12 protein-coding genes are annotated in these 16227 nt (G+C 56.0%); 10 read left to right on the top strand and 2 right to left on the bottom strand.

Features of this window, described 5'->3' with window-relative positions; all coding sequences use genetic code 11:
• Window positions 1-123: 123 nt before the first annotated feature.
• The 4 genes from ACIX8_RS09790 to ACIX8_RS09775 all read left to right on the top strand — a co-directional run bounded on the left by ACIX8_RS09790 (window position 124) and on the right by ACIX8_RS09775 (window position 4054).
• Window positions 124-657 carry an Lrp/AsnC family transcriptional regulator gene (locus ACIX8_RS09790; RefSeq protein ID WP_223295502.1) on the top strand — a complete coding sequence of 178 codons (534 nt, stop codon included), beginning with the start codon at window positions 124-126 and terminating at the stop codon, window positions 655-657.
• Window positions 658-691: 34 nt separating this feature from the next.
• Window positions 692-1372 (top strand): cyclodeaminase/cyclohydrolase family protein, encoded by a 681-nt coding sequence (locus ACIX8_RS24540; protein WP_150110558.1) that lies wholly within the window; start codon window positions 692-694, stop codon window positions 1370-1372.
• Window positions 1373-1466: 94 nt separating this feature from the next.
• The gene (gene rocD / locus ACIX8_RS26395; protein WP_014265176.1) at window positions 1467-3545 is read left to right on the top strand and encodes an ornithine--oxo-acid transaminase; all 2079 of its coding nucleotides are present in this window, start codon (window positions 1467-1469) and stop codon (window positions 3543-3545) included.
• Window positions 3533-4054, top strand: a complete 522-nt coding sequence (locus tag ACIX8_RS09775) for an arginine repressor (RefSeq protein WP_014265175.1) — start codon at window positions 3533-3535, stop codon at window positions 4052-4054. Before rocD ends, ACIX8_RS09775 begins: the two co-directional genes overlap by 13 nt.
• A 25-nt stretch (window positions 4055-4079) precedes the next feature.
• On the opposite strand, the gene ACIX8_RS09770 is transcribed toward ACIX8_RS09775, so the two are convergent.
• Window positions 4080-5012 carry a LysR family transcriptional regulator gene (locus ACIX8_RS09770; protein WP_014265174.1) on the bottom strand — a complete coding sequence of 311 codons (933 nt, stop codon included), beginning with the start codon at window positions 5010-5012 and terminating at the stop codon, window positions 4080-4082.
• 176 nt (window positions 5013-5188) lie between these two features.
• Here ACIX8_RS09770 and ACIX8_RS09765 point away from each other — a divergent pair, with 176 nt between their 5' ends.
• The 5 genes from ACIX8_RS09765 to ACIX8_RS09745 all read left to right on the top strand — a co-directional run bounded on the left by ACIX8_RS09765 (window position 5189) and on the right by ACIX8_RS09745 (window position 13666).
• Complete coding sequence (locus ACIX8_RS09765; protein ID WP_014265173.1) at window positions 5189-6226, top strand: DUF1338 domain-containing protein; 1038 nt, start codon at window positions 5189-5191, stop codon at window positions 6224-6226.
• Window positions 6227-6264: 38 nt separating this feature from the next.
• Window positions 6265-9207: an FAD-binding and (Fe-S)-binding domain-containing protein gene (locus tag ACIX8_RS09760; RefSeq protein WP_014265172.1), complete on the top strand. Its 2943-nt coding sequence runs from the start codon at window positions 6265-6267 to the stop codon at window positions 9205-9207.
• A complete protein-coding gene (gene amaB / locus ACIX8_RS09755) occupies window positions 9204-10736 on the top strand; it encodes an L-piperidine-6-carboxylate dehydrogenase (RefSeq protein WP_014265171.1) in 1533 nt (510 codons plus the stop codon). The genes ACIX8_RS09760 and amaB overlap by 4 nt, the downstream gene beginning before the upstream one ends.
• Window positions 10737-11142: 406 nt before the next feature.
• Window positions 11143-12474 (top strand): acetyl ornithine aminotransferase family protein, encoded by a 1332-nt coding sequence (locus tag ACIX8_RS09750; RefSeq protein ID WP_044178275.1) that lies wholly within the window; start codon window positions 11143-11145, stop codon window positions 12472-12474.
• A gap of 223 nt (window positions 12475-12697) precedes the next feature.
• Window positions 12698-13666 (top strand): DUF5996 family protein, encoded by a 969-nt coding sequence (locus ACIX8_RS09745; protein WP_014265168.1) that lies wholly within the window; start codon window positions 12698-12700, stop codon window positions 13664-13666.
• 128 nt (window positions 13667-13794) lie between these two features.
• Here the strand turns inward: ACIX8_RS09745 and ACIX8_RS09740 are convergent, their stop codons facing one another.
• Window positions 13795-14826, bottom strand: coding sequence for a glycosyl hydrolase family 18 protein (locus ACIX8_RS09740; protein ID WP_014265167.1), 1032 nt, complete (start codon window positions 14824-14826; stop codon window positions 13795-13797).
• Window positions 14827-15650: 824 nt separating this feature from the next.
• On the opposite strand from ACIX8_RS09740, the gene ACIX8_RS25610 reads away from it, so the two are divergent.
• On the top strand, window positions 15651-16121 hold the full coding sequence (locus ACIX8_RS25610; protein ID WP_150110557.1) for a hypothetical protein: 471 nt from the start codon (window positions 15651-15653) through the stop codon (window positions 16119-16121).
• Window positions 16122-16227: the final 106 nt, after the last annotated feature.

Genomic DNA, 16227 nt, shown 5'->3' with positions numbered 1-16227 from the left:
ACTAAGCAATCTTCGGCGGTCCTCAAAGAAGCAGAGATCGGAAAACGGGCGACATTTTCGTTGAATCCACTCTATAAATAGAAAATATCCGTTGAATCCACTTTCATAGCCAAAGATATACACTTGATCGCAGAAAGTGACCTGATGAAAATCGACGGCCTGGATTCAATCGACAAGAGCATCCTTTTTGAATTGGCAAAAGACGCCCGGCTTCCCTTCGCGGAGCTGGGCCGGATGGTGGGCCTGTCGCCATCGGCCGCGAACGAGAGGGTCAAACAGCTCGAGAGCCTTGGGTTTATCCAGGGGTATCGGGCCAAGATCAATCTGCAGGCTTTGGGCCTGACCATCACGGCGTTTATCCGATTGACCTGCGATGGTCAGCGGTACAGACCGTTCTTGAAGTTCTTAAACAGCCTGGATTCGGTCCAGGAATGTCATCACCTGACCGGATCGGATGCATTTCTGCTCAAAGTCATCCTGGCATCGACTTCCGAATTAGAGACGCTGATTGAAAAACTCTTACCCTACGGAATGCCAACAACAAGCCTCGTGCTTTCCACTCCAATAGCGCGAGAGGAAGATGCTCATCTGTTGAGCCGATTGTCGACCGGTTCGCGCCGTTCGACGCTACCGAGGACAGGAAAGACGGGGGCATGATCGTTCACGGCCTGCAGTATCTCAACTTTCGATTGTGGCTGGTAAAGCAGATATGACAAATAGCGCGGGCGCATCGTTCTGGGATCTTAACTTGGCAGAAATGCGAGATCTTATAGCGTCAGTGAAACCGACGCCGGGTGGCGGCTCTGTCTCGGTGGTGTCCGCTGTCTTCGGGTTGGCACTGATCTCAAAAGGCATTGCGATTTCCCTACGGCATGTGGATACAGATTCTCCTCGTCAACAAATCCTGTTGGAAGCGAAGAACAGCCTTGGGATATCGATGAAACGCTTGGGAGCCTTTGCGGACGCGGACGCGAATACCTTTCAAACATACCTGAGAGCCCGCGCGATGCCCCACATCACAGAAGACGAGACGCAAGCCCGAGCCCTGGCGATGAACACCGCCCTGCTCGACGCTATACGCATTCCGCTGGAAGCAGCCCGTGAGATGTGCACCTGCATGGCAGTCGCCGATACCGCCACGAAGTTGTCGGACGACCGTGTGTTAAGCGATGTCGTCGCGGGTGCGTTGTTGTTGCGCGCATCGATAAGCAGCGTCTTGCTCAATGTCGATATCAACCTGGTCCATCTCTCCGATTCTGCTCTGCGAGAGCATCTTCATTCGCAAAGAGTGCAACTCGAAGAGGCACCGGCACAGCAGAGCGAGGACATCCGGCAGCAGTTTCATTCCCGCATGACCGGTTCTTCTTCGTGAGTGAATATCTATTCACGTTACAGCGAATAATCATTCTCATTGACCTTTGAAAGAGGCACATGCCATTCTCCATCAGCCTTGGAGAGCGATGATCATGAGCGTTGAACTGCTTCCTGCTGAAGAGATCCATACACGTGAACGTGCTACAACCCCGACACTCCTCATGTGCCGACCGCTGCAATATGAGGTGAATTACGTCATCAATCCCTGGATGAGTGGAAACATGGGGAGTTCTTCCCGGGTCCTCGCAACAGAACAATGGAACCGGTTGCAAGACATTCTTTCGCAACTTGCCCCTCTCGTACTGATTGATCCGGTACCAGGTTGGCCGGACATGGTGTTTACGGCAAATGCCGGCCTGGCGCATGAAGGAACAGTCGCACTCAGCAGCTTCTCTCATGTGGAGCGGCAAGGCGAAGAGCAATACTTTCGTGAGTTCTTTAGCGCCGCTGGGTACCGTGTCGTCGATTTGCCCCGTGACAGGCCGTTCGAAGGGGAAGGCGATGCTCTTTTTTCCAGTGATGGAACCCGTCTATGGGTGGGGTTTGGAAGGCGTACCGCGCAAGCGAGCCATTCAGTTCTAGCTGATCTATGGGATATCGAAGTGGAGGGACTGCATCTCGTCGATGACCGCTTTTACCACCTGGATACTTGCTTTGCTCCACTCGAAGATGGTTCCCTGCTCTACTACCCGGCAGCGTTCGATGCTGCATCCCTGCGGAAGATCCACGAGTTCTATTCACCCGGCCAGCGCATTGCGGTCGATGAAATGGACGCTCTGCAATTTGCCTGCAATGCAGTGAACATCGGACGAACGATCGTCTTGCACCGCGTAAGCAACCACTTGGAGGCAGAGCTTCGTGCAAGAGGCTTCGAGGTGATTCAAACAGATCTGAGTGAATTCCTGAAAGCCGGTGGAGCGGCCAAGTGTCTTGTGATGAAATTGACGCCGGAGCTTCACCCCCTTCCGAAAAAGAAGGACCGTGCGCAGGAATTGATTGCGCTGGAGGATGAGTTCGGAGCGCACAACTATCATCCTCTGGACGTTGTCATCGAACGGGCAGAAGGAGCATGGGTCACAGATGTGGAGGGCAAACGTTACCTCGACTTTCTGTCAGCCTATTCTGCCGTAAATCAGGGACATTGCCATCCAGCGATCTTCCGCGCCCTGGTAGAGCAGGCTCAGAAGGTGACGCTGACATCGCGCGCATTTCGCAACGATCAGCTTCCGTTGCTATTGCGCGATCTGCACGAGTTGACCGGATACGGCATGGCCTTATTGATGAACTCCGGAACAGAGGCCGTAGAGACGGCTTTGAAAGCCGCGCGCAAGTGGGGAGAGACCGTCAAAGGCGTTCCCACGGATCAGAGCGAGATCGTGGTGTGCGCCAATAACTTTCATGGCCGGTCCATTTCGATTGTGGGCTTCTCTACGGAGGCTCAGTATCGATACGGTTTTGGACCTTTCCCCGCCGGATTTCGACATGTTCCGTTCGGCGATGCAGAAGCGTTGCGCGCAAGTATCACACCGAACACCTGCGCCTTTCTTGTCGAACCGATCCAGGGAGAGGCGGGAGTGATCGTGCCTCCCGATGGATATCTGCGCGATGTGGAACGCATCTGCAGGGAAAACAATGTGCTGTTGATCGTCGATGAAATTCAGTCAGGTCTGGGCAGGACGGGTAAGCTCTTCGCCTACATGCATGAGGGAGTCTGTCCCGACGTGGTCATAGCAGGCAAGGCTCTGTCTGGTGGGTTCTATCCTGTTTCCGCAGTGCTCTCTTCTCCGTCCGTGCTGGGCGTGTTCGGCCCCGGCGACCATGGCAGCACCTTTGGCGGAAATCCACTGGCCTGTGCGGTGGCGAGGGCGGCGCTTAAGGTGATCGTTGACGAGCGGCTTCCGGAACGATCTGCCGAGCTGGGCCGTCATGCGTTGGCGAGGGTGAGGGCGATGTCCAGCGAGCATGTCGTGGCCGTTCGCGGAAAGGGGCTGTGGCTTGCGATTGAGCTCAATTCGCCGGCTCGGGCTTTCTGCGAAAGACTGCGCGATCGAGGGGTACTGGCGAAGGAAACGCACGATACCGTCATGCGCATCGCGCCTCCCCTGATGATCGCTGCAGAAGACCTTGACTGGGGACTCGACCAGCTCGAACAGGTATTATGCACGGTGTGAGCATCATATCGACCAATCCGATCTATAGTGGCAAGTTAAAAGCCATGCGCCAAAACGCGATTCGTGAGGTGTTGAACGAACGGGGCGTAATGAATCAGGACATGCTCCGCAGGAAGTTAGCCGGGCGCGGGATTCATGTGGCACAGGCAACTTTATCCCGCGATATTCGTGAATTGAAGCTGCTGAAGGGCGCAAGTGGATATGAACTTCCAAAGGCCAACCGTCAGGAAGAAGATGACACTCATCCAAAAATCGAAGGCGTAATCCAGAACTTCGCTATTCGCGTAAGACGAGCTGGGAACCTGTTGATCGTGCTGACGAGAACAGGCGGTGCGCAACCGGTGGCTGCGAGTGTAGACCGAGAAGAGTGGGAGATCGTGGTGGGAACGGTTGCTGGAGACGATACAGTACTGATCGTCTGTCACGATGGTGAACGCGCAGCGGAACTGCAGATGAGGCTGGAGTCTTACATAAACCGAAGTGAGCCAGACATCCGTCCTATGCGATAGGACGCAGAAACGATAACGTTCAGTATCAATATTTTTTGGATGAGTTATGAGATTTTCGAATTACCGAAGGTGCTGCGCTTTTTGACTCCTGGACGATCCAGTGCGTGAATGCGGTTACGAAGGGTGACGAGATTTTGCTCTCCGGCACTGCAACATAATAAGCATTTGCACTCCTCACCGAATGAGAGAACAACAGGGACAGCTTCCCGGAGGCGAGTTCGTCTTCGATGAGGAGCTTCGGTAAAAGCGCCACGCCCAATCCACAGGCGGCGGCCTGCGCTATCATGGAAAACTGCTCGAAACGAGGACCCCGTAAGGGGTGAGAGTTGTCGACTCCCAACACGGAAAACCACTCGGCCCAGGCGGAAGCGCGTGTGGATTGATGCAGCAATGTTGTGCCAACCAGGTCTGCCGGCTTCTTGATTCGGCTCGCCGCCTGGAACTTCGGACTGCAGACAGCAACCGTGTCTTCATCCATAAGATGGTGCGTCACAGCACCCGGCCAACTCGCGATTCCATAGTGAATTGCGGCATCGAACGGCTCGGTTTCGAAGTCGAACTGTGTCGTGCGCGTCGCGAAATTCACGGTGACGTCGGGATTTTTCCGCAGAAAGATAGAGAGTCTCGGCACCAGCCATTGCGTGGCAAAGGTTGGCAGCACCGCGAGGTTGAGAATGCTCGGACTCCCACCGCATGCCATGATCTTGCTGGTTGAGTCCTTGAGGTCAATCATGATCCGATTGACGTCTTTGAGGTAGATCTTCCCCGCGTCCGTGATCACAACACGCTGCCGCACTCGCTCAAAGAGGGCGACATCCAGCAACTCTTCCAATTGAAGAATTTGACGGCTTACCGCGCTCTGCGTCACATTCAGTTCGGCGGCGGCGCGAGAGATGCTCCCATGCCTTGCGACACACTCGAATGATTCAAGACAGGTGAGTGATGGAAGCAGGGTCACCGCAGCAGCTCCTCGCTATTGATTCCTAAATTTCATAATGTGTTGAAACTATAGCATTTTACTTTCCCCCGAGCGGGGGATGACTATTAAGCACGGCAATGCGTATCCTTGTCACCGCCGGATGAAACATCCTTGCCGATGAGGACACCAGAGATTTCCTGAGAGGAAGAACACTCATGCAACTCAAGACTGACAGCACCCTGCAAGAATTGCTCGATGTACTTATCGGGCCGGAAAAAGCAAAGCAGCTTTCCAATGTTCTCGTCGTCGACGAAGAACTGGGCAAAGAGTCAGGCACAAAGGTCTCCCGTGCCGTGATTGCACAAGCTCTGAATATGCTGCTGTTTGCAGACCTTATTGAGCGGGTTCCCGCGGCCAGGAAATATGTGCAGCACTGCCTCGCTCACAACCGGACCGTGATGCACGATCACGGAGCGGTGCGCACGATCGCGATGGAAGGCATGGGAGCGCTTCCCGCAGGACAAGCCTCCATTACGCGAATCCTCCAGCCTTTGGGCTACTCCCTCAAGGGGCTTTATCCGCTTGAGCGTCTTAAAATGACAGGCCGCTCCTACGCGCAGGTGGAGTATCCGGAAGCAATCGCTCAGTTCTTCATCAGTGAACTTCACCCGGAGCGATTCTCACCTGAGTTTCAGGAAGCGCTCGGCCGAATCGTCTCGAGCTCGGTCGATCCGTTGACTCACGAAGCCAAGGCGCTGCTCGATGAGTTGGAGTCGTCGCATTCGCTCAGCGTAGACCAGGCGGCCGCGCTTCTTCCCGTACTGGTTTCCTGTTTCGGCCGGCAGCATGGCAACATTTCTCTTGCGGACTACACCGTTCTTTTGAACGAGTCCGCTGAAGCCGCATGGATATCGACAGAAGGCAATGTCTTCAACCACGTTACAGATCGCGTGGAGGATGTAGATGCGCTCGCCGAGGAGCAGAAGGCGCTCGGACAGCCCATGAAGGCTACCGTCGAGAAGTCGCAATCGGGCAGAGTGCGCCAGACCGCGTTCCACGCCGCTCAGGTCTCGAGACCGTTCCTTGCGGAAGATGGAAGCGTTGTCGAGAAAGAAGTCCCAGGGTCATTCCTGGAGTTCATTACTCGGTTATCTTTACCAGATGAGGTCGACGGCAAGAAAGTCCTGGATCTTGGCTTTGACAGCTCCAATGCGCAAGCCATCTTCAAGATGACCGCTAATACCAAGACCTAGGCCGCATCTCTCATCTATAACCCGGAGAACGTTTTGTAATGTCCAACTCGTCCCTCGTTCTCTTGCCAAGCTCTCATGCCCGCGCCCGCGATCAGTTTCCAGGCGCGGACGAGCTTGAAAAGGAGCTTAGGAAAAAAGTACGCGGCGAAGTACGTTTTGACCCCGCGTCGAAGGCTTTGTACGCGACCGATGCGTCGAACTACCGCCAGGTTCCCATCGGCCTGGTCCTCCCGCTTGATGAAGAAGACGTCGTCGCGGCTGTCGCTGTATGTCGAGCTTTCGATGCGCCGATACTGTCCCGCGGGGCTGGGACAAGTCTTGCAGGTCAGGGCTGCAACTTCGCCGTCGTGCTTGATTTCTCGAAGTATATGAACCGCATTTCTGCCGTGGACCCGGTGGCACGCACCGTCCATGTTCAGCCGGGCGCCATCCTGGACCGCGTTCGCGAGGCGGCCGAACAGTTTCATCTGACCTTCGCTCCTGACCCCGCTACCCACAGCCGATGCACGATCGGCGGCATGATCGGCAACAACTCCTGCGGCGTACACGCACTGATGGGCGGCAAAACGGTCGATAACATTCTGTCGCTCGATCTCTTGCTCTATGACGGCACACGTATGACGGTTGGCCCGACCAGTGCAGCGGAGCTCGAGCAGCAGATCGCTGCGGGCGGGCGCACGGGCGAGATTTACACGACGCTAAAACAACTCGCCACCAGTTACGCCGAACAGGTTCGCGCTCGCTTCCCTAAGATTGCTCGCCGCGTCTCTGGCTATAACCTCGACGAACTACTACCGGAGAGTAACTTCAACGTTGCTCGCGCGCTTGTGGGCAGCGAAGGAACATGCGCCATCATCCTCGGTGCGACGCTGCAGCTGGTACATAGCCCGCAGTTCCGCACGCTGATGGGCATCGGTTTCGAAGATATCTTCATTGCCGCCGACAATGTACCCACACTGCTGGAACACCATCCCATTGGACTCGAGGGCATGGATGGACTCTTGCTCGATGCCATGCGCCGTAAGCAGAAGTCGGCGGACGACCTGGCGCTTCTTCCTTCCGGTGAGGGCTTTCTGATCGTTGAATTCGGAGGCGCAACCCAGGCAGAAGCGAATAGGAAAGCTCAAGAACTCGCCGCCGCTGTCGCGGTGCTCCCGCAGCCTCCTTCGGTTCGCATTTATACCTCGGCCGAGGCTTCACGCATCTGGCACATTCGCGAGTCTGGTCTTGCTGCCACCGTATTCGTTCCGGGCAAAGGAACAGGATGGGAGGGTTGGGACGACTCTGCTGTCGACCCGAAGCAGCTTGGCTCCTACCTGCGTTCCATCTATGCGCTGATGCAGGAGTTCCGCTACACCAGCCCGATGTACGGTCATTTCGGCGAAGGTTGTGTGCACATGCGCCACAACTTCGACCTCGAAACCGAAGCCGGCATTCTGTCTTTCCGCCATTTTCTGGATCGCGCGACGGAGATCACGCTCGCCCATGGAGGGTCGCTCTCGGGTGAGCACGGCGACGGACAGGCACGCGGTGCTCTTCTGCCGAAGATGTTCGGCCCTGAATTGATGGAAGCATTCCGCGCCTTCAAACGCCTCTGGGATCCCACCAACAAGATGAATCCGGGCAAGCTCATTGACGCACACGAGCCTCATGAAGACCTCCGTCTGGGCGCGGACTACAAACCGCTGAAACCCAAAACGCACTTCGCCCTGCTTGAAGATAACGGCTCCTTCGCCTCAGCCAATCTTCGCTGCGTCGGTGTCGGCGCTTGCCGAAAGACAGACGCTGGATCGATGTGTCCCAGCTTTATGGCCACGGGCGAGGAAATGCACTCCACGCGAGGCCGCGCACATCTTCTGTGGGAACTGATGCAGGGCGAAGTTCTCGAAGGGGGATGGAAGAACAAGCAGGTCAAAGAGTCGTTGGATCTTTGCCTTTCCTGCAAGGCCTGCAAGAGCGAGTGCCCGGTCAGCGTCGATATGGCAACGTATAAGTCCGAGTTCCTTTCGCATCATTATGAAGGACGCCTGCGGCCTCTTTCGCACTATGCCTTCGGAAGGATCGATGTTTGGGCGCGCCTCGCCAGCTTCGCTCCCGGCATAGTGAACGCGATCAACAACGCTCCGGTCATCGGTAGAACCATGCAGTCCCTGCTCCACATCCACCACAAGCGAAGTTTCCCGCGCTTCTCCAAACCATTCACCCGTGAGAAGCAGTCAAAGAGCGGCGCTGGCACTGAGGTATTTCTCTGGGCCGATACCTTTAATAATTACTTCCATCCACCCACCATGCGAGCGGCACATCAAGTACTGACCGAAGCGGGCTTCAAAGTCGTTCTTCCGTCGCAACATCTCTGTTGCGGCCGGCCTCTTTACGACTTCGGAATGCTGGATACGGCAAAGAAATATCTGCTCAAGGTTCTCGATGCGCTGTCACCGCAACTGGCAAAGGGTACTCCCATCGTCGTTCTCGAACCAAGTTGCGCGACGGTCTTCCGCGACGAGCTCACCAATTTGCTGCCGCATGACGACCGCGCTCTCAAACTCCGCGAGCAAACGTTTCTATTGAGCGAATTTCTGGTCAAATATGCTCCGGAGTATCGTCCACCTTCTTTGACCGGCAAGATTGTTGTGCATGGGCACTGCCATCACCGTGCCACCATGGGAATGAACGATGAAATGACCCTCCTTCGCGCCACCGGCTCGCAGGTAACACTCCTGGACTCCGGTTGTTGCGGTATGGCTGGTCCCTTCGGCTTTGAGAAAGACAAGTTCGACATCTCGCAAAAGCTTGCAGAGCGTGTCCTGCTGCCCGCTGTTCGAAACGCATCTCAAGAAACTAGAATCGTGAGCGATGGCTTTAGCTGCTGCGAACAAGTGATGCAGAATACGGGTGCCAGGCCCCTGCACCTTGCCGAAGTTCTCGCACAGACTTCCAACACCTCTGGAAACGATCACGTAGAAAGCGGCAATCTCCCATGACGACAAGTGCAACCACGCCCATCAAAGACGAAGTCCGCGCACTGCTGACCCAACTCGGTGTACCGCCCCAAGCCTATTCGGGCGGCGATCTGATCGTGCATACGCCCATAACGGGCGAGGAGATTGCACAGGCGCCGAGAACGACGGCTTCGGCCACCGCAGAAGCGATCGCTCAGGCACATAAGGCCTATCTCGAATGGAGAACCGTGCCCGCGCCGAAGCGCGGCGAACTGATTCGCCTCCTCGGGGATGAGTTGCGCGCCGCCCTCCCCCAGTTGGGGCGACTGGTGACGATCGAAGCAGGAAAGATTCTCTCCGAAGGCTTAGGCGAAGTGCAGGAGATGATCGACATTTGTGGTTTCGCGGCAGGCCTCTCACGACAAGTTGGAGGTCTCACGCTGCCCTCGGAGCGTCCCTCGCATCGCATGATGGAGACATGGCATCCCCTCGGCGCCATCGGTGTTATCTCCGCATTCAACTTCCCTGTCGCCGTATGGTCCTGGAACGCCGCGCTGGCGCTGGTCTGCGGCAACGCCGTGATTTGGAAGCCTTCGGAGAAAACCCCGCTCACCGCACTCGCAACACAAGCAATCTTTCAACGCGCAGCAGCAAAATTCGGCGGTGTTCCCGAGGGACTCGCTGCACTTCTTCTTGGAGATGTCAGCGTCGGCGAGCAGCTCGTCACTTCCCCGCTCGTCCCTCTTGTCTCGGCGACCGGATCAACCGCCATGGGACGCGCCGTTGCTCCACGTTTAGCCGCGCGGTTTGCGCGCGCGATTCTTGAACTCGGTGGCAACAATGCTGCCATCGTCACGCCGACGGCCGACCTGCATCTGACCGTTCGAGCCATCGCGTTCTCCGCCATGGGAACGGCTGGGCAACGCTGTACGAGCCTGCGCCGCCTCCTTGTGCATGAATCGGTCTACGATACGCTCGTACCGCAACTTAAAAAGATCTATGCCTCGGTCGTTGTGGGAGATCCTCGCGATGCTGGCACTCTCGTCGGCCCGCTGATCGATGAGCGGGCTTTCAACGCCATGCAGAAGGCGCTGGAGCAGGCGCGACGCGACGGAGCAGAGATCACCGGCGGTGAGCGCATCTCCTTCGCCGAAATTCCCCAGGCTTTCTTTGTACGGCCGGCATTGGTTGAGATCGCCACGCAGACAGACATCGTGCGGCACGAGACCTTCGCTCCCATCCTCTACGTGCTCAAGTATCGGGAACTGGAAGACGCCATCGCGGTGCACAACAGCGTTCCGCAAGGATTGTCTTCCTCGATCTTTACCCTGAACGTGCGCGAGGCAGAGCGCTTCCTCTCTGCAACCGGTTCCGATTGCGGCATCGCGAATGTAAACATCGGCACTTCAGGCGCGGAGATCGGCGGCGCATTTGGTGGAGAGAAGGAAACAGGGGGTGGCCGCGAATCCGGCTCTGACGCGTGGAAGCAGTACATGCGTCGCGCCACCAACACCATCAACTACGGAACCGAACTTCCTCTGGCGCAGGGTGTCAGCTTCGATATCGGTTGATAAAAGTGTGGCTACTTCACCTGGACGGGAGGTATAATTCGTTCACTTTTGCAGGCCCTGCCAGCACTAGCACGAAACGCATAAAGAGAACACAAAGGAAGACATCTCAGATGAGAAGCTACCGCCACATCGAGACACGCTTCAATGAGAGCATTCTCTTCTGCCTTCTCCCCACGATGAGTCGCCCCAATCTCTTCGGCGACTAGCTCGTACCCCCTCCCAAATCCAATTTGTACTTCGAGTCTCAGCTTGCTGATCTCCCAGCGAGAGGCGGTGTTGCCTCTTTTTCCAGGGAGACAACGGTTGGCGCGTACCCAAACGCAACGTAAAGCATTGTGAGGACAGGATGAGCATCCTATTGGAAGATCGTTTGACAAATCAGTTTCAGACAGTGTGTGACGAAGAAATGGCGCGCTTTGGGCCAAAGCTGAAGACCGTGCTACCCGGCCCCAAAGCCAAAGCCGTTATCGAAGCAGATGAGCGCTTCATGAGCCCAAGCTATACGCGTGGCTATCCCCTGGTCGCGAAGCGTGGCCGTGGGACCCGCATGGAAGACGTCGACGGCAACGAGTTCCTGGACTTCTCAGCCGGCATTGCCGTAACTTCTACCGGGCATTGTCATCCGAAGGTGGTAAAAGCCATCCAGGAGCAGGCCGCCGAATTGATCCATATGAGCGGCACTGATTTTTACTACGAAGGAATGCCCGCCCTGGCGCAGCGACTGAGCGCCGTAGCTCCGATGAAAGGGCCACACAAGTTCTACTACGGAAACTCTGGCGCGGAGGCCGTAGAGTGCGCGCTGAAGCTTGCCCGCTATCACACCGGCCGGCAAAACATCATCAGCTTCCTCGGTTCATTTCACGGCAGGACCATGGGTGCACTCTCATTAACAGCTTCCAAGCCGCAGCAGAAGCGAAGATTCGCGCCTCTCGTGCCAGGCGTAACGCATGTTCCCTATCCCTATGCGTATCGCGGTGCGGGCACAGGACAGTCTGAAGACGAATACGCACTCGCCTGTGCGCGCTACATCGAAGACAGACTCTTCAAGACAATGCTCCCGCCCGAAGAGGTGGCCGCCATCTTCGTCGAACCGATCCAGGGGGAAGGGGGGTACGTCGTAGCGCCTACCGTCTTCCTGCAGGAACTGCGCAACATCTGCGACCGCCATGGAATTCTGTTGGTCGTGGACGAAGTCCAGTCCGGTGCCGGTCGCACAGGCAAGTGGTGGGCGGTCCAGCACACAGGTGTTGAGCCGGACATGGTATGCATGGCCAAGGGCATCGCCAGTGGAATGCCTTTGAGCGTGTGCATGACCAGGGCCGAAATCATGGACTGGAAACCGGGAAGCCACGCCTCCACCTTCGGTGGCAACCCAGTCGCCATCGCCGCGGCCTTGGCGACGATGGATGTTCTTGAGGAAGAGGCGATATCCAATGCGGCTGCTGTGGGTGCAGAGATAAAGGCCCGCGCGGAAACATGGCTGTCGAAATACGAGATCGTCGGCGACATACGTGGCCGCGGCCTTATGATTGGCATCGAGATCGTCAAAGACAAGAAGTCGAAACAACCGCATAGTGCGGTACGCGATGCGATCGTCGATCGTGCGTTCGAGCATGGGCTGTTATTTTTGGGTTGCGGTGAAACCAGTATTCGACTGTCCCCTCCCCTGACAATCTCCCGCGAAGAGGCGGCTATCGCAATGGATGTTCTGGAGCAGTGCATCGCGGAACAGTGCTAAACGGTACGCGAGACAAGGCAAACTTCGTCACCTTCACAGACAATTGATTCTGGGGATCCGCCGGCCACTACCAGTGAAACAACAACCTACGACTTCCACCGGGTGAAGGTGCACCGAACCAGCCGGATGCGTCACATGCCCCGGTGCAACAGGCCCGGCGTAAGATTCGAGTATCGGGATGCGTCACGGAATTACGCGGCCTTTTTATTTCGGAGAAACTCTCATGCTCTCGCCTGAACGCCATGCGGCACAACTACAAAGCGAAGTCTGGCCCGAGCTTCCTCAGAGCGCATGGGGAGAAACCTGCGTAACGCTACAGCTCTGGACTCAGATTGTCGGCAAGATTCGGCTTGCCCTGACACCGCCTCTCAACCACACCTGGAACGTAACGCTGTTCCCTACCGTTCGGGGCCTCACCACATCCCCCATGTGGCAGGGAACGCGCACCCTGCAGATCGACTTCGACTTCATCGACCACATCCTTGTCCTACAGACAAGCGAAGGTGATCGCAGGGTCATCGCTCTCAAGCCGATGACCGTGGCTACCTTCTATCGAGAGGTAATGGCCAGCCTCGAAGCTCTGGGGACGCCGGTGCCCATCTGGCCCATGCCGGTCGAGATGGCACAGCCTATTCCGTTTGACCAGGACACCACCCACCAGGCATACGATCCGGAGTACGTTGAGCGGTTCTGGCGAATTTTGCTGCAGACCACCAGGGTCTTCAACATCTTTCGCGCACGCTTCATTGGCAAGGCGAGCCCGATCCATCTATTTTGGGGTGCGCTGGACCTTGCCTGCACGCGCTTTTCCGGGCGAACCGCACCGGAGCATTCCAGCATGGCCGGCCTGCCGGATCGTGTAACCCGCGATGCGTACTCCCATGAAGTCAGCAGTTGCGGCTTCTGGCCCGGAGCGCCAGGCATGGAGCCGCTGTTCTACAGTTATGCCTACCCGCAACCATCGGGATATGCGGAGAGCTCCGTCCAACCGGCGGCGGCTCGCTTCGACCCGAACCTTGGGGAATTCATCCTGCCCTACGAGGACATGCGACAGTCTGAGTCCCCGGACAAAGTCCTGCTCCAGTTCCTTCAGAGCACGTACGAAGCCGCCGCAACAACCGCCCACTGGGATCGACAAGGGCTGGAGGCGGCATACTCCTCCCCTGCGGCTCCAGACAGTCCAACTGTGTAGGAAGAAGCCTTCTCCTCAGGGCCTTCGTCAGAGTAATCGGAGCACACAGAGCAGGGTTGCGGGCTACAGCGTTCTGCCCTCTCTTATGTTCGTGCAGCACGAACGAAGCAAACGCGGATACAGCACTGCTATTTTCGTTCAGGCAGCACATTCCAGATCGAAGGATCTTCCTGCCCCAGCACCCAGGCACAGATTCCCTGTAAATGCTGCTCCTTCGCCAGATCATACCGGTCGCGGAACCCACGCTCTTCCGTGTAGAAGATCCATTCACGCATCTGGTCGCGATAGAAGTAGAAGTAGGTTGAGTGGTCCTGCGCGTCCCACTGCACCTGTGCACTGTAGGTTTCCTGTAGAGTCTTCACATCCTTCCCGCCGATATAATCGGCGGTGACGTTCGGCCTCGGCTCCTTGCCGCCTGCCTCCGGGTCACCCGCGTACCAGTGGTATCCATACAGCGCGATCCCCAGGGAGAGTTTCTCCCGCGGTACCACCTTCAGGGCATACTCGAGATTCTCATTTGTCCAAATCCACCCGCCCACAGGTCCTGGCGTCGTCCATCGGGTGTGCTGGTCATACGTCATAAGGCAGAGAAGATCCACCGAGTCACTGATCGCCTTAAGGTCGAACACACCACGCCAGTCAGAAAAGATCCACTTGCTGAAGCCGCCGTGCCCAGGATAGCCGGGTGCATTCGGTACTACTGCGATCTGTAATTGCAGATGCTCTTTGTGCATCCCGTCTGCAATCCGCTTTACCGTAGCAGAGAGCGCATCCCGGTCTGTCCAGGCGATATTTTCGAGGTCAAGCTGGAACCCGTCGTATCCATTCTCCTTGCACGCTGCGACCAGCGTACGAATCATTGCGTCCTGTGCCTTCTCGCTGGTCAACAGCACATGCGACCCTGACTTGTTGAACATCGCCACGATTGGAAACAACTCGATGTGCCGCTGCTTCACCACACGCATCACCGAAGGGTCCGGCTCACCGGAGACCAGGCCATTCTCCTCGACGCTATACCAGGTTGGCACGATGATATCGATCTTCTCCTGGTGCTCTATAAAGTCGCGCACCGAATCCGGATGGTCAGTCATGTAAAACAGCGTCTTCTGCGCGAACCCATGCGTAGTTGCCAACAGCATCAACAGCAAAATCTTCTTCAATTGAAATCCTCACCTAACAAAAATACGCAAACTAACAGCCCCGATGACAGTGGATCGGGCTACCTCTAATCTCTCACCTTTCTATGGGTGGATGACCGTCCGCAAAGCGCTCGCCTTCGCGTAAGCATGGAACTGATGCGTCACTCCACATCGGAGATGACACTGAGCACCTACAGCGCAGGCTGTGGGTAATGGGAAGAGGGATGCTGGCAGGAAAGTCGCACGGCGCTTGTGCTGGAGGGAGGTAAAGCAGCGTAGTGATGAGGGTTTATTGTGCCCAGATTTTCGGGCTTACTACTTGATTTTAATGGTGGAGCTGAGCGGGATCGAACCGCTGACCATCTCGTTGCGAAAATGCTGAAGGACGTATTTTCAACAACTTAGCACAATAAAACAAAGCAATTTTCAGCGGGAAACAACGGATGAAAATCCTTATTGTTCCAAGATTATGTCTAGATTTCTCCTTGCTATTCCCACGTCAGCTCGCAAATCAACGCGGCACGGACGGCACTCCACGTGAGAATCGCATGGATGGGAACGCATGCAATCCCGGATGCTCGTTTTGGAGGACCCGATGTAGCGACCAATATGGAGTGGGTACGGTCATTCGCAGAAAGTCCTGACAATCATGCGACCTTTCTTAGCAGCCACTTTTACGCGATGGGACCGGCAAAGGATCCCAGCATGAATGCGCTGTTTCTTCTCAGCCCCAATGCTCGTCTGGCGAAACAGATTAATCAGGTTCATCAAGCGATAGGAGTCTCTCAAAAACTTCCCTACCGAATGACAGAAGGAAACTCCTGTTTTGGAGGGGGAAGCCGGACGTGAGTAACGCCTACGTCTCAGCTCTTTGGGGGGCTGACTACTTGCTGACCTGCGCCAATGCAGGTTTTGCAAGGGTGAACCTTCATGGAGGGGGATGGTTTTTACACTCCGGTAGCCATTGGACCGAATCTCTCGACCGAAATACGTCCCTTGTACTATGGAATGCAATTTGCGAGTCAATTTCCGGATTCGACATGTACGACTGCAAAATTGATCAGGCCAGTAACCTGGCGACCTATTTTGGCAAGCGTGGCAAGCAGTCGCTCCTGGCTCTCATCAACAAGGATCAGAAAGATATCGTAGTCGATTTGCCCGATCCACTCCGTCAGCACAAGGTAAAAACTGAAATGCGATTGACGGGGCCTTCGCTCAACGCGCTCTCTGGAACTACTCTCGCCGAGCGGAAATCAAGTGTTCGCGCAAGTGTTATGGTTCCGGCATACAGCGCTACGCTTCTCAAATGGCAATAAGCTGTCTTGCAATGGATCGTATGTTGTGACGGAACACCCAGCTCTCTAGACCTGGGTGTTCACGGTTCCCGTGGAGAATCAGAGAAGTAGAACAGCAGAAACCTGG

Source organism: Granulicella mallensis MP5ACTX8, from assembly GCF_000178955.2.
In the GTDB taxonomy this organism is placed as follows: domain Bacteria; phylum Acidobacteriota; class Terriglobia; order Terriglobales; family Acidobacteriaceae; genus Granulicella; species Granulicella mallensis.
Note: the sequence above shows the minus strand (reverse complement) of the source record. Positions and strands in the feature narration are given on the sequence as shown.